Source organism: Flavobacterium sp. (genome assembly GCF_049318185.1).
In the GTDB taxonomy this organism is placed as follows: Bacteria; Bacteroidota; Bacteroidia; order Flavobacteriales; family Flavobacteriaceae; genus Flavobacterium.
Genome location: NZ_JBMOGV010000042.1, coordinates 1 through 18,997, shown reverse-complemented (window position 1 = coordinate 18,997; position 18,997 = coordinate 1). Strand labels below are relative to the sequence as shown.

Here is an 18,997-nt window from a genome sequence, read left to right as displayed (position 1 = left end):
TTTTTTAATTCAACAATAATTTTAATAATCTTAGGAAAAAAGCATAGAATTTACCCATACCCAAACCTTTTGTCCCGAAAGTTTGTTACTCAATGAAATGAGGCAGGTCTCCTGGCTTGCGTCTTGTTGTTGACCTTCCCATCCGGATTTGGGAGTAAGTATTTTTAGAGTAAGGATTTTTATAATCCTAATTCCTAAATCTTAATTCCTAAATCTACAAACAGTGGTTTTGTAGATAACAACAAGCTTAGTAGCTTACAGTTGCGGGAACAGCTCGGGATTTTTGATTGTTGACTGTTTATTTTTTGATTTCAGCTTTTTTAGTTCTGTAATCTTCAATCGATATTCTTCAATCTTCAATCACCCGATTCCCTTTTAATGCGATTTTAAAAAAAGTAAAATCACAACCTTAATTCAATTGCAAATGTAAATGAAATAATTAAATCCAAAAGGTTACTTTTGTAAAAACATTTGAATGAAAAGCTTTTTTCACATAGTAATCATTGGTGTAATTTCTGTTGTATTTGTACAATGCAAAAACGAAACGAAATCAGAAAAATCAATATCAAGAGAAAATACCGTTCATCATGCAAAAGGGTTTTCTATTGAAAACTATGATGGTTATAGTGTGCTAAGAGTGAAAAATCCTTGGCCCAAAGCCACTAAATCCTATACTTATATACTGAAACAAAAAAACGGCATTGTCCCTGATAGTTTGGAACAAAACCTAATCATCAACATTCCGATAAAAAATATTGTAGTAACTTCAACCACACATATTCCCTCACTGGAAATGCTTGGAGAAGAAAAAACACTCATAGGTTTTCCACATACTGATTATATTTCGTCTGAAAATGTACGTGTCCAAATTGATGCTGGAAAAGTAAAAGAATTAGGCAATAATCATGATTTAAACACAGAAGTCTTACTAGATTTACAACCCGATGTTATCATTGGATACGGCATTGATAACAACAATCAAACGTTGGATAATTTGCAAAAAAGTGGTTTGAAAGTACTATTCAACGGCGATTGGAACGAAGAAACACCACTAGGAAAAGCCGAATGGATTAAGTTTTTTGGTGCGCTCTATGACAAACAAAAAGAAGCAAATGAAATCTTTACTAAAATTAAAAAAGACTTTTTGAATACAGTTGAAATTGCAAAAAGAGCAAACTCTACTCCTACTGTTTTGGCTGGAGATATGTTTGAGGATCGCTGGTATTTACCCAAAGGTACTAGTTGGGGAAGTTTGATTCTAAAACAGGCTAATGCAAATTATTTATGGTCAGACACTAGTGGAACTGGAAGTTTGTCCCTGTCTTTTGAAACTGTTTTTGAAAAAGCTGCCTTGGCAGATGTTTGGATTACTTCAGGACAATTTTCATCGTTAACAGAAATGACTAATTCCAATCCTCATTATGCTAAATTTGATGCTTTTAGGAGTAAAAATGTATATTCATTCAATGGCAAGAAAGGAAAAACAGGCGGTGTTTTGTATTATGAATTAGGACCGAATAGACCCGATTTGGTACTAAAAGATATTGTCAAAATTTTGCATCCCGAATTGTTGCCAAACTATGAACCATTCTTTTTTGAGAAATTAAAATAATTTGAAAATCAATAACCGAAATACAATTCTTTTTATCATTTTATTACTAGTATTACTTTTGTCATTACTACTGAATATATCTTTTGGGCAAGTGAACATTCCAATGAAAGAGGTTATTAATAGTTTGTTTGGTGGTCATGTTTCGAAAGAAACTTGGGACTATATTATTATTAATTTTCGTTTACCCAAAGCCATAACAGCAGTTCTTGTTGGCATTGGTCTTTCCATTTCAGGTTTATTAATGCAAACCTTATTTCGCAATCCATTGGCGGGTCCTTATGTACTAGGATTGAGTTCTGGTTCTAGTTTGGGTGTTGCTTTTGTTATTCTAGGTGCGGGAGTTTTGCCAGCAGTTGCATCGCAATTCTTGTTATCTTCCTATGGCATAATATTAGCTTCCTGCTTAGGAAGTTCGTTGGTTTTACTTCTCATTTTAATAGTATCACAACGTTTACGCGATACCATGTCCATCTTGATTGTGGGATTGATGTTTAGTAGTTTTACCAGTGCTATTGTTAGTATATTTACCTATTTTAGCAGTGCGGAACAACTGCAGAAATATACTTTTTGGTCTATGGGAAGTATTGGCAATTTGTCCTGGCCAAATATTACTTTACTCACTATTTCCATTTTAATCGGTTTATTGATCAGTTTGCTAACATTAAAACCCTTAGATGCTTTATTGCTTGGAGAAAACTACGCCAAAAGCATGGGATTAAATATCAAGAAAACCAGATATCTCATCTTATTTGCTACCAGTATTTTAGCGGGAAGCATCACTGCTTTTGCCGGACCAATTGCTTTTATTGGATTAGCCGTTCCACATTTGGCTAAATTGATTTTTAAAACCAGTAATCATAAAACACTATTTTTCGGAACGCTTTTAATTGGTGCCATAATTATGTTACTTTGTGATACTGTTTCACAAATGCCTGGATTTGAGTTTACTTTACCTATTAATGCTATAACTTCAATTATAGGTGCACCAGTTGTAATTTGGTTAATTGTTAGAAAGAAAAGTATACAATGAGTTCAATTAAAGCCATAGTTTCAACTAATAATTTGAGCATCGGGTATCATTCCAAAAGCCATCACAACACTATTGCTGAAAATCTTAATATTAGTTTAGAATCAGGGAAATTGATATCGCTTATTGGTGCTAATGGTATAGGAAAATCTACTTTATTGCGAACACTGACTGCTATTCAAAAGCCACTGAAAGGAGAAGTGTTTTTGAATAAAAAAAGTATTTATGAATATAATTCAATAGAATTAGCGCAAAACTTAAGTTTGGTTTTAACTGAAAAATTGCCGCCAAGTAACTTAACCGTTTTTGAATTAATTGCACTTGGCAGACAACCGTATACAAATTGGCTAGGTAAACTTTCAGAAGATGATTATCAAAAAATAAATAATGCAATTGCACTGACGCACATAGAACATTTAATCCACAAAAAACATTATGAAATCAGTGATGGACAGTTGCAGATTGTATTAATAGCCAGAGCTTTGGCACAAGACACACCGCTTATTGTTTTAGATGAACCTACAACTCATTTGGATTTGCCACATAAAGTTTCGGTTTTTAAATTGCTAAAAAAACTATCGAAAGAAACCAATAAATGTATTTTATTTTCCACTCACGATGTAGATTTAGCCATTCAATTGAGCGATGAAATGATAGTCATGACAGAAGTAACTGTGGTGCAAGACCAACCTTGTAATTTAATTACCAAAGGTGTTTTTAATAAACTTTTCAAGGATAATGCTATTAGTTTTGATGGCGAAAAAGGAAAGTTTGTGATTAATTGATAATTGATAATTATCAATTATTAATTGCTATCTGTCTTTTCGCTTCACCAATAATAAATGCTACTGAATTAGCAATATTGAAACTTCTAATTAACGGATTCATAGGAATCTTTAAATGGTTCTCAAATTGATCTAAAACTTCATTACTCAAACCTACACTTTCTTTGCCAAAAACCAACCAATCTCCGTCTTGGTATTCTACTTCATAAATGGATTTTGTAGCACGAGAACTGGTTAAAAAAACTCTTGATTTATCTGGGATTTGTGCCATCCATTCGGCAACGGTTTCATATTCTTTCCAATCGAGATGCACCCAATAATCCAAACCGGAACGTTTCAAGTTGGAATCAGTAATTTTAAATCCGTAGGGTTTTATTAAATGAAGTTTACTTTCAGTTCCCACACAAAGCCGACCAATGTTTCCGGTGTTATTTGGGATTTCGGGTTCTACTAAAACGATGTTGAGCATGATAATTTAGGAATTGGGATTTAGGATTAAAAAAATGATTTTACTTCTTGTACTTCACCAGCTTTGAGTTGCAAATGTATGTTACCTACTCTAATTCTCACCAATCTAAGCGTTGGAAATCCAACTGCTGCAGTCATTTTTCGCACCTGCCGAAATTTTCCTTCGGTTAAAGTAATCGAGACCCAACTCGTTGGACCATGACGTTCATCTCTAATTTTTCTGCCCTCGCCAATACAATCTGGTAGTTCGAATACCATTTTTGCATCACACTTTTTAGTCACATAACGAATACCATTGAAACCAATTTCAACACCTTTCTTTAATTGGTCAACGGCTTCTATAGTAATGTTTCCATCTACTTGGGAATAATATTCTTTTTCTACTGATTTACTTCTTACTATTTCACTCATCATTCCGTCGGTGGTTAAAAGCAATAACCCTTCAGAATCTTCATCCAATCGACCTATTGCCATGGTGCCATCGGGAAAATTATGCAATTCGCCTAGCAACTTTTTGTTTCGCTTTTTGGCATAAATAAATTGACTTAAAAACCCATGAGGTTTGTGAATTAAGTAGTGTTGATGCATGGAATTTATTTGAAACAAAAATACATTTTTCAAATCCTTAATTTCAATTTATTGCTTATTTTTACAAAAAACATATTATTACAATGACTGATTCCCTATCTATAATTCTCACTTTCATCATTGCCTTAGCCATTGGGATATTTATTGGCAAAATTATTTTCTCTGCCAATGCAAAATCAGATAAAGCAGGATTGGAAGAGAAATTAAATGGTTTAATGCAACAAATTGAGCAATTGAAATCGCAGTTGAATCAAACCGTTCAGGAAAGAGAAACCATTCGAACTGAGAAGGAATACTTAGCCATTCAATTATCAAAAAAAGAAACCGATTTTGAAAACTTATGGGAACGCAATAAAGAGCAGAAAGAAGAAGTTGAAAAACTTCAGGAAAAATTCACCAAAGAATTTGAAAATTTAGCTAACAAAATTCTGGAAGAAAAAACAAATAAGTTCACCGAACAAAACAAAGAAAATCTCAAAAATATTCTGACACCTTTACAAGATAAAATTCAACTTTTTGAAAAGAAAGTAGAAGACACACACAAAGAAAGTATTGATTATCATGCGGCGTTACGACAACAAATTGTTGGCTTGCGCGAAATGAACGAGCAAATGAGCAAAGAAACTTTGAATTTGACAAAAGCATTGAAAGGGGATAGTAAAATGCAAGGGAATTGGGGCGAATTGATACTGGAAAGAGTATTAGAAAAATCAGGGTTGGAAAAAGGGAGAGAATATGAAGTGCAACAAAGCTTCACTACAGAAGAAGGCAACAGAGTATTTCCTGATGTAGTGATTAATTTACCTGACGGTAAAAAAATGGTTGTCGATTCAAAAGTGACTTTAACGGCTTATGAACGCTACATCAATGAGGAAGATGATGATGCTAAAGCTCAACATTTGAAAGAACATGTTATGGCGTTGAAACGTCACGTTGATCAATTGAGTGAGAAGAATTACCACGATTTATACCAAATGGAAAGTCCCGATTTTGTTTTGCTTTTCATTCCAATAGAATCTGCATTTGCTTTGGCTCTAAATGAAGATACTTCGCTATACAATAAAGCATTTGAAAAGAATATTGTGATTGTGACACCATCAACTTTATTAGCAACATTGCGAACTATTGACAGCATGTGGGCCAATCAAAAGCAACAAGAAAACGCATTGGAAATTGCCCGACAAGCCGGTGCGTTATATGATAAATTTGAGGGTTTCGTAGCTGATTTAGTTAAGGTGGGTAACAAAATAAAAGATTCTAAAATAGAATATGATAATGCCATGAGCAAATTGGTAGACGGAAGTGGCAATCTTATCAATAGAGTTGAAAACTTGAAGAAAATGGGTGCCAAAGCCAAGAAAGCTTTGCCTGAATCAATTCTACAAAGAGCCAATAAAGACGAGCAGCAATTTTAAATCCGTATAATCGTAAACAGTTTCTATTTTGGGATAATGTTGTCATCTTTTACTTATTATAACAAGTATATTCATGGTGGCTAAAGATGAAAGTGAGAACAATACAATAGTTTCTGGGTTGATTTTATAATATGATAAATAAATAAAACGCTTTTGCAATTGTATTGAGCAAATACGATTAAAAAAAACCGAAATCAGTTTGAAAGAATTATTTGATTATGAATTTGCGTCCGTAAAAGAAAAACTAAAATCTTATCGAATAAAACTTGAATAATTTTTTATATTTTAGTAAACTATTCATAGAACAAAAGTAATTTTAAATAGTAATTTGATAAATACTAGCATATTATATATAAATAGTTATTTTTGGGGAGCATAAATTAAATCAATGAAAAAACATTACCTATTACTTACCCTAGCGTTTCTATTTCTAAGTATAATATTAGCATGTTCTGATAAAGATGATCAATATTCACCTGTTTCACCAGTTACGGTTGATTTAACTTTAGTTCCTTATCAAAAATTATCCGATTATCATTTTTTTGAGGGTGATATAAAGCTCCTAATACCTTCATTAAATGTAATTCCTTATGAGCCTGCAAGTGGTCTTTTTACTGACTATGCATTAAAAAAGAGATTTGTTTGGATGCCTAAAAATGTAAAAGCAACTTATAATTCTGATAATAAAATTTTAGAATTCCCAGTTGGAACTGTGTTGATTAAAAATTTTTATTATAATACTATTCAGCCCAATAATACTACAAAAATAATTGAAACAAGGTTAATGATTAGAAAATCAGATAGATGGTATTTCTATGAATATTTATGGAATGATGAACAAACAGATGCAAGCTTAGTTTCAGGTATAGATTTTGAAAATGGAAGTTCGAAAAATTTATCATTTAAAAAACCAAATAATGAAATCTTAAATATAGATTATAGAATTCCTTCTGAAACAGAATGTTATGCTTGTCATAAAATTAATGAAGTAAGAACACCTATAGGTATAAAACCTCAAAATATTAATTACAATTATTCTTATAGTGATGGCAGTAAAAATCAATTGCAGCAACTTTTTGAACAAGGCTATCTAGAAAGTTATCCAACTTCAATTATATCAACAGTTGATTATCATGACACCAATCAACCTTTAGAATTGCGGGTAAGATCATATTTAGATATAAATTGTGCCCATTGTCATCAAGATCAAGGTCGATGTGATTATCGCGCATTACGATTTAGCTTTTCCGAAACTACAAATCCATCTAATATGGGAATTTGTGTTACAGCAGATGAAGTTTTAAGTCAAACTCTTCAAAAACTAATTAGCCCAGGTAATTTTAGTAAATCTATATTACATTATAGAATTAATACGACACAAGAAAGCCAAAGAATGCCTTTATTAGGTAGAACAATAAAACATGATGAAGGAGTTGCTCTAATAGAAGAATGGATAAATTCCATGACTTATACTTGTAACTAAATTAACAAACTAAACAAATCAATATTATAATGAAAAAAACACTTGCTATTTTATTATTTTTTATTATAAATATAGGAATTGGTCAAACGAATTGTTCTAATTCTTTAAGTGTTGCTTTAAATTCTACAACAACTGCTCCTGCCTTTACTAATGAAACAGGAACCGCACCAATAACACTTTGTGGATTAGCCAATGGAGTTGGAACAAAAGGAAAATGGTATAAGTTTGCAGCAACACAAAATAGTGATGTAACAGTTTCAACACAATTAGTCCAAAATAATAATGCAGATACACGTGTTATTGTATATTCTGGAGATTGTAGCGCATTAGTTTGTGTTGGTTCTAATGATGATTTTAACGGAACCTATTCTTCTGAATTAACTTTTTCAGCGACTGCTGGAACTACTTATACTATTGCTTTTGACAATAAATATAGCCAATTAGGTTTTGACTTTATGTTAAAGGAAACAGCTCCACCAGCTCCAGACAGATTATCCTTTACCTCTCAAACTATTACAGGAATTACTGGTGGATACAACAACTGTATCGTAGATATGAATGGAGATTATAAAGATGATATTGTATCAGCAATTAGCACAACACAATTAGCAATCTCTCATCAACAAACTGGAGGAACATTTACTACAACAACTTATACAGTTCCAAACACAACTGTTTTGCCATCATGGAGCATAGCTGCTGGAGATTATGATAATAATGGTTATAATGACTTAATATATGGCTCTGGAAGTGGTGTGGTGTTTTTAAAAGCAAATAATGATGGGACTGGGTATTCATCAGATAGAAAAACACAATCTTACTTAGTTCAACGTACCAATTTTGTAGACATTAATAATGATGGCAAACTAGATGCATTTGCATGTGATGATAATGCTCCAAATAGATTTTATTTAAATGATGGGACAAATTTAAATCATACACAAGGAGGTATAGGTGATTTTCCAACAGGAGGAAACTATGCGTCAAACTGGTTTGATTATAACAATGATGGTAATATTGATGTATATATAGCAAAATGTGGACAAGGTGGCTCTGGCATTGGAGGTAATATTGATCAACTTCATAAAAATAATGGTAATGGAACTTACACAAATGTTGCTGTAGAAGCAAATATGGCTAATCCAGAACAAACATGGTCTGGTGCTGTTGGTGATTTTAATAATGATGGTTGGATGGATGTTATTGTTGGTGTAAATTCTACTACAAACGGAAATACAAATGTGAAAAAAAATAATGGAGATGGAACTTTTACAAGTGTCACTAGCGGTTCAGGATATGACTCTTCAACTAGTACAGGAAGAGAGTATGTTGCCCAAGATTTTGATAATGATGGATTTTTGGATGTATTAGGATCAGGTAACAATATTATGTTTGGCGATGGTAACTTCCACTTTACACCAAACCCAAATACCTATAACATTTCTAATTTTAATAGACCAATAGGAGATTTGAATAATGATGGATTTTTGGACATTCAAAATGGAACAAGTATCTTATTTAATAATGGAAACTCTAATAAATGGTTAAATGTAAATCTTCAAGGTGTTCAAAGTAATAGGAATGGAATAGGAGCTAGAATAGAGATTTATGGAGTATGGGGAAAACAAATTAGAGATGTGCAAAGTGGCACTGGTTTTGAAAACATGAACTCTATTACTGCTCATTTTGGAATAGGACAAGCCACATCAATAGATAGAATAATTATAAGATGGCCTTCAGGAATTGTAGATTCTATATTAAATCCTTCTATTAATCAGTCACTTTTAGTTGTTGAAGGATCTTCAATATTAGGAAGTGCAAGTTTTACTAATTCGGAATTTAGTATATATCCAAATCCAGTAAAAAATATTTTAAATATAAATCCTGAAAATAATATTGTGATGAAGTCAATTCAAGTTTATGACTTAACAGGTAAATTAGTTATTGAAGCTAATCTTAATAATACTTCATTTAGTGTAGAAAATTTAGTAAACGGAACCTATATCCTATTATTAAAAGATATATCTGGAAAATATTATTCACAAAAATTTATTAAAGAATAAATACATAATATGACTAGTCCTAAATAATATATACCGATTATTTAGGACTAATCAGCATTATTAAAAATAATTTGAATTTTGGCTTTACACTAATTTTTGCATCACATAATCATCCATTACATAGCCATTTCCAATAGCTATAACTACTTCGTGATCAATGGTAAAACCTATTTTTTTATAAAAATCTTGTGCAACATTATATTTATTTACATTCAACAACAAAGCTTCTTGATTATGATTTATTGCCTCAGTTTCAATATAATCTATAAGTTTTTTTCCAAATCCCTTTCCTTGCTGAGTAGATAAAACATAAATTTTATGAATCTTCGTTTTTTTTGTTTCACTATAGTTGAATTCATAAGAAGCAAATCCGAGTGTTACATCATTTTCCTTTGCCAAAATGAAATGATGCCTTTTACTATTGGCTTGCAATTGCAAAGAGTCTTCACTATACATCAACTCCAACATATATTTTAACTGAGATTCTTTCAAAATAGTTCCGTAAGCAATAGGCCAAACTTCATTGGCGATAGCTCGGATAACTGTGAAATTATTGTCAGTGTTTTTTTCTATTGAAATCATCTCTTAAATGCTGTTTCATAAGTTTTAATCCAATCAGTCACAGAAACTTTACCAGCTAATTCACTTATTAACTCAAAAGGAATGTCATCCATTTTTTTGAAACGAATGCAACTTTTGCCCATATCTAATTTTGTTTTACAATGTTTAGGATATTCAGTAACAAACCAATTGTAAAGTTGTTCATTTGCATAAATACCCATATGATACAAGGCAATAAAATTCTTTTGAGAGGCCAAATTCATGAATGGCAAAGGCAGTTTTGGATCACAATGATAGCCATCAGGGTAAATTGAATGAGGAACTACAAAGCCCAGCATACCATAAGACATGACTTCTTCAAAGCCTTGAGGAATGTTTTTTATAATGCTATTTCGAAGTTTTTGCATTACTTCTTTTCTATCTTCGGGTAAATTGAATAAGTATTCTTGTGGAGTAAGCGCTTTTGATTGCATTGATTTATAAATTGTTTCTCAAAAATAGAAATAAATTTAATAGATTTACCTTTTGATTTGAATGCGTTTACAATAATCACGTTTTGAAAAATTAATATGACAAAAAAAATAATTGCCTTACTAGTACTAATAATCTTTTATACTAATTGTACAGCCCAACAATCAACTACTAAAAACAATAGCGTAACTGATTATTTGAGAGCCATTTCAACAGAAAGTCTAAAAACCAATTTAACAGTAATTGCTTCCGATGAAATGCAAGGTCGCGATACTGGAAGCGAAGGACAAAAAAAAGCAGGACGCTGTATCATTGATTTTTATAAAAAACATGGTATTAGCTATCCTAAAGGAGCTGATAGTTATTACCAACACATTCCTGCAGCATTTTTAAATGAAAAATATAACGAAAACCTTCCCGATTCTGAAAATATTTGGGCGTTTATAGAAGGCTCTGAAAAGCCCAATGAAATTGTAGTGATTTCGGCTCATTATGACCACATTGGAATAAAAAACGGTGAAGTTTATAATGGTGCTGATGATGATGGTTCAGGAACTGTAGCCATTATGGAAATTGCGGCTGCCTTTCAAAAGGCAAAAAATGAAGGTCACGGACCAAAACGTTCTATATTAATTCTTCATGTAACTGGCGAAGAACATGGCTTACACGGTTCCCGTTATTATTCTGAAAATCCTTTGTTTCCTCTTGCCAATACAGTGGCTGATGTTAATATAGATATGATTGGTCGTCGTGATGAGTTTCATCAAAATAGTAATAATTATGTCTATCTAATTGGTTCTGATTATTTATCTACTGACTTATATAAGTTATGTGAAGCCGTAAATAAGCAAAATAAATTACTCTTTATTGATTATAAATTCAACGACAAAAAAGACCCAAATCGTTTCTATTATCGTTCTGACCATTATAACTTTGCGAAAAACGGAATTCCGTCTGTCTTTTTATTCAATGGTGTTCACGATGATTATCATAAAGCTACAGACGAAGTAAGTAAAATTGAATTTGATGCCTTGACTACAAGAACGCAATATGGATTTGCCATTGCTTGGGAAATTGCTAATCGCGAAAAACGACTCATTGTGGACAAAGATGATGGTCAGTAAAAGTAAATTTCAAAAAAAAGTCCCGAATCATCGGGACTTTTACTTTTTTGGGTGGCTGACCGGGCTCGAACCGGCGACCCTCGGCACCACAAACCAATACTCTAACCAACTGAGCTACAACCACCATTTTTAACGAATGCAAATATATTACAAATCTTTACTTTTGCAAAGAATAATTTCAATTTTTTATCGCAAATCACTTAAACTATTGACTGCCAAATATCTTTCTGTCGTAAATCCTTCCGCATATTCTACACCCACTAATCGACCAAAATCTTTAGAACGGTAATTGATACTTTCCAGGAAATTTTTAGTAGCAATTGGCGTAATTGGTTCATTGGAGTTTTCCGAATAAAACTGCGAACTGTAAGCCAAAATAGATTCCGTTTTTTGTTTAATAAAATCACTAATATCAACCACAAAATCAGGTTCAATATTCTTCCATTGGATATAATGATAAACCATTTTAGGACGCCAAGCGTCTTGAAATTGACCTTCAAATTCAGTTTCTATCTTTATCAAACCAGATAAAAAACAAGAATCCGAAACCAGTTTGCTTCCTTTTGCATGATCAATATGTCGGTCTTCAATGGCATTACAAATTACAATCTCTGGACGGTATTTTCTAATTTGTTTGATAATTTCAAGTTGATGCGCTTCATCATTTACAAAAAAACCATCACGCATATTCAAGTTTTCACGTACTGAAACACCCAAAATTTTAGCAGCTAATCTAGATTCATTATCTCTGATTTCAACCGAACCACGAGTTCCTAATTCACCACGAGTTAAATCAATTATACCAACTGCTTTCCCTAGTGAAACTTCTTTAGCAATTGTTCCACTGCAACCCAACTCCACATCATCAGGATGTGCACCAAAAGCAAGAATATCTAATTTCATATATTATTAATTAGTCATTTAATCACAAAAATTATCAATTATCAATTATCAATTATCAATTATCAATTATCAATTATCAATTATTAAATACATTTTACAAAACTTTTTTCATAGTCATAGATTTATTAACCGTTTCCTTATATTCATCTTCGGCAATACTATCTTTGGTAATGCCACATCCCACAAAAAGTTCTGCTGATTTATCTTCAATTTTCATACAACGCAAATTAACAAATAAATCGGATTGATCAGTTCTAAAAGTAACCAAATCAATATTCAATTCTCCCAAAAAACCCGAATAATATTGTCGATCATATTTTTCATTTTCTAAAATAAACACTTTGGCGTTCTGTTGTGGCAATCCACACACAGCAGAGGTTGGATGCAAAATCGAAATGATTTGTTCAATATCTTTTTCCGATTTTAGGGTGGCAGTAATATCTGTTTTGATATGCCAAAGATTTCCTGCTTTTGAAGAATAAGGGATAGAAACCACTATTTCATCAACTTTTCCAGTAAGACTCGATATGATAAAATCAGTAACCAATTGTTGTTCTTCAATTTCTTTTTTACCCCAAATAACATTATCTAAATTACCAGCTACTTGAGTTCCAGCTAATGCAACTGTTTGTAAAGAATTTTGATTTATTTTCAAAAACTGTTCAGGTGTGGCACCAAACCACATACCAACTTTAGGATGAAAAAAACAATAATTGAAGGCTGAAGAATAATTGGCAATCAGTTTTTTAAAAATGGTTTCTACTCTAAAATCAATTAATTCAACTTTTTCCTTTCTTGACAAAACAACCTTCTGAAATTTATTTTTTTGAATAGCTTCTAGTCCTTTTACCACTAATTTCTCAAATTGAGACTTATCATTTTCATTCGCAGCTATTGTAGTAATGGCCTCAAAATAAAAATCGGGAAGATTTACTTTCTCAATAATTACATCTGAATATTTTTGAGGAATAAAAGGAATAGTTTCACCATTAAAAGAAGCAAATACAAAACCTAAATCTTTAAAATTTTCAAGAAAATAAAGATGGTCATTATTTTGAAACAAACCAACAATTTTATCTGAATTGGGCTTACAAAACAACACAAATGGTAATTGTTGTTCGTGATGTATTTTGACTTTTGTGAATAAATCCGTCATTTAACGTCTAGGTAAAATCATGTTCGTTAGTTTACATAAAGAAATAAGTTTTTCGTTTTCATCGGTAATCCTTATTTCCCATAAATGAATACTTCTTCCTTGATGAATGATTTTAGCTGTACAAAAAACAGTTCCTTCACGCTTGCTCTTCAAATGATTAGCCGAAATTTCAATGCCACGAACTTCTTGTTTCTCAGGATTGATAAACATAAGAGATGCGGCGCTTCCCACACTTTCGGCCAAAGCCACTGTAGCGCCACCGTGTAATAACCCCATAGGTTGATGCACTCTTGAATTCACAGGCATTTTAGCTGTTAAAAAACCTTCGCCAGCATCTATATATTCTATCTCTAAGGTTTCCATCAAAGTATTATTGCACCATTCGTTGCAAAGTTGCAATACTTTCTCTCTATCAAATTCCATATTTTTTTTTGTAAAAATACTATTTATTTGGCATTGACGACTTAATGAAATTTCAGTTTTAAAAATCAGTAATACTAAAACTATGTTTTTTTCGTTATTTACAGATGATTTGCAAATTTTCAAATTTCCAAATTTTCAAATTAATACTTATATTTACCACCTGAGGCCGTATGGCCGAATTGTACAACGTAAAAATTATTAACACTAATGCGTAATTTTATTATTCTATTTTTAATTGGTTTAGCCATTACCGTTAGTTCTTGTCGCCAAGACTTTGTTTTTGAATCCAGTACTGGCGATTTAACTTTCTCAAGAGATACGGTTTATTTAGACACAGTTTTCAAAAATATTGGTTCTAGTACTTATAGTTTAAAAGTGTATAATAATAGTAGTAAAGACATTAAAATCCCAACAATTCAGCTAGGCAAAGGACAAAATTCTAAGTACAGAATGACAGTTGACGGTATGGTGGGAGAAAATAATAGAGTTTTTCACAATGTTGAATTGTTAGCCAAAGACAGTCTGTATATTTTCATTGAAGTTACCACAGATGTTGCTAATGCAAATCCAACTGATTTTTTATATACTGACCAAATTCAGTTTGATAGTGAGCAAAATTTTCAAAAAGTTGAGTTAGTAACACTGATTAAAGATGCCTATTTTTTATATCCAAAGATTATTGATGATGAAGGTCATACAGAGTCACTAACAATCGGGACTGATGAAATATATGGGTTTTTCTTAGATGAAAATGACCCAATAAACCAAAATGAATATGAATGGAAGAATGACAAACCCTATGTCATCTATGGCTATGCAGCTGTTCCTTCTGGAAAAACATTAACCATTAATGCTGGGGCTCGAATTCATTTTCATGCTGATTCAGGTTTAATTGTAGGTAGTGGAGGTTCTTTACATATTGAAGGTGGACTATCTTCAACAGCTGCCTTAGAAAACGAAGTTATTATAGAAGGAGACAGATTAGAACCCGATTTTTCGGATGTGCCCGGACAATGGGGTACTATTTGGTTGACGGATGGAAGTACAAACAATGAAATAAATCATCTCACTTTGAAAAACTCGGTGGTTGGTTTATTAATTGATCATAATAATGGAACAACAACTACCATAAAAAACACTCAAATCTACAATAGTTCTAATATTGGAATTTATGCAAAAACCGCAAAGATTAAAGGTGAAAATATTGTAATAAACAATGCTGGAGAAGTTGCGCTTGCTTGTTCATTGGGAGGAAACTATGAATTTAAACATTGTACTTTTAACAATAATTGGTCAAGTTCAAGACAAGTAGCTGTTCTCGTTGATAATTATTATAAAGATAGCACAACAAACGAACAAGTTCCTTTTGTACTTGAACAAGCTGCATTTAAAAACTGTATCATTTTTGGTTCTAATCAAGTGGAATTGCTGTTAAATAAAAGCACTAAAAATCCAGAAACTAATTGGACTACACCAGTATTTAGTAAATGTCAAATTAAATTTAACAACACTTCAAACCAATTCACGAACAATCCAGATTATGCATTTTTAAACGATGCCAATCAAATTATTAAAAATGGTAATCCCGATTTTCTAGATAGCTACTCCAATATGTTGAACATTGGAAATGCATGTGACAGTAATGGCTTTGGTGATGATTTAAATATTCCATTCGACATAATTGGAATTCAAAGACAAGTAAACGGTGGAAAAGTTGATATTGGTGCCTATCAACACATTGCTTTTCCAACAAATTAATTTAAAAACAGATTTTAGGTTTCATTTTTTTACCTTAAATTTGCAACTATCTACCTGTCGGCAGACAGGCAACAACAACTAATAACAACACAATGATTCATTTCTTCGGAAACGAGAGTTCAACTGTTTTTGCCGTGCAGACGCAAAATGAACTTTCAGCAGAAACTATCTCAAAACTAAACTGGCTATTTCAATCTGAACTTGTTATAGATTCCCAAAATAACTCTAAATCCGTTCTTGCGGATTTTTTTGTTGGACCTCGTGCCGCAATGATAACTCCTTGGAGCACTAATGCAGTAGAAATTACGCAAAATATGGGAATTGAAAGCATAATAAGAATTGAAGAATTTCATATGGTTTCTGAATCTTTTTCCGATTTCGATCCCATGCTTTTTCAAAAATATTCCGAATTAAATCAGGATATTTTTACCATTCATATTCAACCTGAAGCCATTCTTGAGATTGATGATATAGAAATTTATAACCAACAAGAAGGTTTGTCATTAAGTCCAGAAGAGGTAGCCTATTTAGAAAATTTATCTAAAAAACTAAACCGAAAATTAACCGATTCAGAAGTTTTTGGATTTTCGCAAGTCAATTCAGAACACTGTCGTCATAAAATCTTCAACGGAACCTTTGTGATTGATGGCGAAGAAAAACCTTCTTCTTTATTTAAATTAATCAAAAAAACATCAGCCGAAAATCCAAACGATATTGTTTCGGCCTATAAAGATAATGTAGCCTTCATCAAAGGTCCAACAATAGAACAATTCGCTCCAAAGAGTGCCGACAAACCCGATTTTTATAGAATAAAACAGTTTGATTCGGTGATTTCTTTAAAAGCAGAAACCCATAACTTCCCTACAACTGTAGAACCTTTTAATGGTGCCGCAACTGGTTCTGGTGGTGAAATTCGGGATCGATTGGCAGGCGGGCAAGGTTCTTTACCACTTGCTGGAACTGCAGTTTACATGACTTCGTATTCTCGTTTAAATAAAAATCGTTCCTATGAAAATGGAATGGCAGAACGCCAATGGCTGTATCAAACGCCAATGGATATTTTGATAAAAGCATCTAATGGTGCTTCTGATTTTGGAAATAAATTTGGTCAACCAATGATTACTGGTTCGATTTTGACTTTTGAACATGAAGAAGAAAATAATTCTGAAACAAGTTCAGAAGGACGAAAGTTAGGTTACGATAAAGTAATTATGCAAGCTGGTGGAATTGGATACGGAAAACTAAGTCAAGCTATCAAAAAGAAACCAACAGCTGGCGATAAAATTGTAATTCTAGGAGGTGAAAATTATAGAATAGGAATGGGAGGCGCAGCAGTTTCGTCAGCCGATACGGGTGCTTTTGGTTCTGGAATTGAATTGAATGCTATCCAACGTTCGAATCCCGAAATGCAAAAACGAGCTGCCAATGCCATTCGTGGTTTGTTTGAAAGCGATGAAAATCCAATAGTTTCTATACATGATCACGGTGCAGGAGGCCATTTGAATTGCCTTTCAGAATTGGTAGAAGAAACTGGCGGGCTGATTGATTTAGATAAATTACCCGTTGGAGATCCAACGCTTTCAGCTAAAGAAATCATCGGAAACGAATCTCAAGAAAGAATGGGGCTGGTTATTGGTAAAGATAATATAGCTATTCTACAATGCATTGCCGATAGAGAACGTTCGCCAATGTATCAAGTGGGTGACGTTACAGGAAGTCATCGTTTTACTTTTGAAAGTAAATCGACTGGAGAAAAACCAATGGATTTTGAACTAGAAGATCTATTTGGAAGCTCACCAAAAGTAGTAATGAACGACAAAACTGTTGTTAGAAATTATAGTAGTTTAGAGTATTCTGAAGAAAAAATACCAACATATATTGAGCAATTATTCCAACTAGAAGCGGTGGCATGTAAAGACTGGTTGACCAATAAAGTAGATCGATGTGTTGGCGGCAAAGTAGCCAAACAACAGTGCGTTGGTCCATTGCAATTGCCATTGAATAATGTTGGTGTTATGGCATTAGATTATAACGGCATAGAAGGAATTGCAACTTCTATCGGTCACTCGCCTATCTCAGCGTTGATTGACCCAAAAGCAGGTAGTAGAAATGCGATTGGAGAAGCGTTATCAAATATTGTTTTCGCACCTTTGAAAGACAATTTAAAATCGATTTCACTTTCTGCCAATTGGATGTGGGCTTGTAAAAATGAAGGCGAAGATGCTCGTTTGTATGAAGCCGTTCAAGCGTGTTCTGATTTTGCCATCGAATTGGGAATCAATATTCCGACAGGAAAAGATTCGCTTTCTATGAAACAAAAATATCCGAATGATGAAGTAATTGCTCCAGGAACGGTTATTATCTCTGCGGCTGCAAATTGTTCGAACATCACCAAAGTTGTAGAACCTGTTTTTCAAAGAAAAGGCGGTTCCATATACTACATTCATTTATCTCAAGATGATTTTAAATTGGGTGGCAGTTCTTTTGCTCAAACCTTAAATAAAATTGGAACTGAAACACCAACCGTTAAAAACGCAGCCTTTTTTAAAAATGCTTTTAATGCCATTCAAGAGTTAATTAAAGATGGCCAAATAATTGCTGGTCACGATATTGGAAGTGGTGGATTAATTACAACTTTATTCGAAATGTGCTTTGCTGATGTCAATTTAGGAGCTAAAATTTCTTTTGACACTTTCACAGAAAAAGATTTGGTTAAGATTTTATTTTCAGAAAATATTGGAGTTGTACTCCAAGCAAAAGATAATAATGCGTTTGAAAAAGCATTTGAAGAAATGGAATTTTTTAAAATTGGTGAAGTTACAAATTCAGCATATCTCGAAATAGTTAATTATCAATTATCAATTGTTAGTTATAGAAGAAAATGGTTTGAAACCTCTTTCCTACTCGATCAAAAACAGACTAAAAACAATAAAGCTAAAGAGCGTTTTGATAATTTAGGAAAACAGCCTTTACAATATAATTTCCCTAGTCATTTTACAGGAGATTCTTCAATGCTCAGAATGACAAATTCAATTCGTCCAAAAGCCGCGATTATTCGTGAAAAAGGAAGCAACTCCGAACGTGAAATGGCCAATGCCATGTACTTAGCAGGTTTTGATGTCAAAGATGTGCACATGACCGATTTAATTTCTGGAAGGGA

16 protein-coding genes, 1 tRNA gene and 1 riboswitch are annotated in these 18,997 nt (G+C 32.7%); of the genes, 9 read left to right on the top strand and 8 right to left on the bottom strand.

All coding sequences use genetic code 11. From position 1 onward, the window contains the following. Window positions 1-84: 84 nt before the first annotated feature. A riboswitch (cobalamin riboswitch) is annotated at window positions 85-427 on the bottom strand. Between the two features lie 48 nt (window positions 428-475). The 3 genes from ACOYLT_RS05740 to ACOYLT_RS05730 are packed head-to-tail and all read left to right on the top strand — an operon-like array spanning window position 476 to window position 3,424. Beyond that, window positions 476-1,612 (top strand): ABC transporter substrate-binding protein, encoded by a 1,137-nt coding sequence (locus tag ACOYLT_RS05740; RefSeq protein ID WP_422852906.1) that lies wholly within the window; start codon window positions 476-478, stop codon window positions 1,610-1,612. Between the two features lies 1 nt (window position 1,613). Beyond that, window positions 1,614-2,642, top strand: coding sequence for an iron chelate uptake ABC transporter family permease subunit (locus ACOYLT_RS05735; RefSeq protein ID WP_422852905.1), 1,029 nt, complete (start codon window positions 1,614-1,616; stop codon window positions 2,640-2,642). Beyond that, window positions 2,639-3,424, top strand: coding sequence for an ABC transporter ATP-binding protein (locus ACOYLT_RS05730; protein WP_422852904.1), 786 nt, complete (start codon window positions 2,639-2,641; stop codon window positions 3,422-3,424). Before ACOYLT_RS05735 ends, ACOYLT_RS05730 begins: the two co-directional genes overlap by 4 nt. Before the next feature lie 13 nt (window positions 3,425-3,437). Here ACOYLT_RS05730 and ACOYLT_RS05725 read toward each other — a convergent pair whose 3' ends face one another. Continuing rightward, window positions 3,438-3,893, bottom strand: a complete 456-nt coding sequence (locus ACOYLT_RS05725; protein ID WP_422852903.1) for a tRNA (cytidine(34)-2'-O)-methyltransferase — start codon at window positions 3,891-3,893, stop codon at window positions 3,438-3,440. Between the two features lie 26 nt (window positions 3,894-3,919). Then, window positions 3,920-4,480: a pseudouridine synthase gene (locus ACOYLT_RS05720; RefSeq protein ID WP_422852902.1), complete on the bottom strand. Its 561-nt coding sequence runs from the start codon at window positions 4,478-4,480 to the stop codon at window positions 3,920-3,922. A gap of 83 nt (window positions 4,481-4,563) precedes the next feature. Between ACOYLT_RS05720 and rmuC the strand changes: the two genes are divergently transcribed. The 3 genes from rmuC to ACOYLT_RS05705 all read left to right on the top strand — a co-directional run bounded on the left by rmuC (window position 4,564) and on the right by ACOYLT_RS05705 (window position 9,441). After that, entirely contained in the window at window positions 4,564-5,895 is a 1,332-nt protein-coding gene (gene rmuC / locus ACOYLT_RS05715) for a DNA recombination protein RmuC (RefSeq protein WP_422852901.1), read from the top strand. Between the two features lie 388 nt (window positions 5,896-6,283). Further along, a complete protein-coding gene (locus tag ACOYLT_RS05710; RefSeq protein ID WP_422852900.1) occupies window positions 6,284-7,378 on the top strand; it encodes a hypothetical protein in 1,095 nt (364 codons plus the stop codon). Window positions 7,379-7,407: 29 nt separating this feature from the next. Next, window positions 7,408-9,441, top strand: coding sequence for an FG-GAP-like repeat-containing protein (locus tag ACOYLT_RS05705; RefSeq protein WP_422852899.1), 2,034 nt, complete (start codon window positions 7,408-7,410; stop codon window positions 9,439-9,441). 84 nt (window positions 9,442-9,525) lie between these two features. On the opposite strand, the gene ACOYLT_RS05700 is transcribed toward ACOYLT_RS05705, so the two are convergent. Then, window positions 9,526-10,023 carry a GNAT family N-acetyltransferase gene (locus ACOYLT_RS05700; RefSeq protein WP_422852898.1) on the bottom strand — a complete coding sequence of 166 codons (498 nt, stop codon included), beginning with the start codon at window positions 10,021-10,023 and terminating at the stop codon, window positions 9,526-9,528. Continuing rightward, window positions 10,020-10,475: a DUF1801 domain-containing protein gene (locus ACOYLT_RS05695; protein WP_422852897.1), complete on the bottom strand. Its 456-nt coding sequence runs from the start codon at window positions 10,473-10,475 to the stop codon at window positions 10,020-10,022. The genes ACOYLT_RS05700 and ACOYLT_RS05695 overlap by 4 nt, the downstream gene beginning before the upstream one ends. Window positions 10,476-10,571: 96 nt before the next feature. Here ACOYLT_RS05695 and ACOYLT_RS05690 point away from each other — a divergent pair, with 96 nt between their 5' ends. Beyond that, window positions 10,572-11,597, top strand: a complete 1,026-nt coding sequence (locus tag ACOYLT_RS05690) for a M28 family peptidase (RefSeq protein WP_422852896.1) — start codon at window positions 10,572-10,574, stop codon at window positions 11,595-11,597. 50 nt (window positions 11,598-11,647) lie between these two features. Here the strand turns inward: ACOYLT_RS05690 and ACOYLT_RS05685 are convergent. The 4 genes from ACOYLT_RS05685 to ACOYLT_RS05670 form a co-directional block, all read right to left on the bottom strand. After that, window positions 11,648-11,721: transfer RNA gene (locus ACOYLT_RS05685), tRNA-His, on the bottom strand. A gap of 62 nt (window positions 11,722-11,783) precedes the next feature. Further along, window positions 11,784-12,500, bottom strand: a complete 717-nt coding sequence (gene bshB1 / locus ACOYLT_RS05680) for a bacillithiol biosynthesis deacetylase BshB1 (protein ID WP_422852895.1) — start codon at window positions 12,498-12,500, stop codon at window positions 11,784-11,786. 94 nt (window positions 12,501-12,594) lie between these two features. Further along, a complete protein-coding gene (locus tag ACOYLT_RS05675; RefSeq protein ID WP_422852894.1) occupies window positions 12,595-13,656 on the bottom strand; it encodes an isochorismate synthase in 1,062 nt (353 codons plus the stop codon). Beyond that, complete coding sequence (locus tag ACOYLT_RS05670) at window positions 13,657-14,079, bottom strand: PaaI family thioesterase (RefSeq protein WP_422852893.1); 423 nt, start codon at window positions 14,077-14,079, stop codon at window positions 13,657-13,659. A gap of 207 nt (window positions 14,080-14,286) precedes the next feature. On the opposite strand from ACOYLT_RS05670, the gene ACOYLT_RS05665 reads away from it, so the two are divergent. Beyond that, on the top strand, window positions 14,287-15,837 hold the full coding sequence (locus ACOYLT_RS05665) for a hypothetical protein (RefSeq protein ID WP_422852892.1): 1,551 nt from the start codon (window positions 14,287-14,289) through the stop codon (window positions 15,835-15,837). A gap of 92 nt (window positions 15,838-15,929) precedes the next feature. Then, window positions 15,930-18,997, top strand: a 3,068-nt coding sequence (purL, locus tag ACOYLT_RS05660; protein ID WP_422852891.1) for a phosphoribosylformylglycinamidine synthase, incomplete at its 3' end; no start/stop codon positions are given.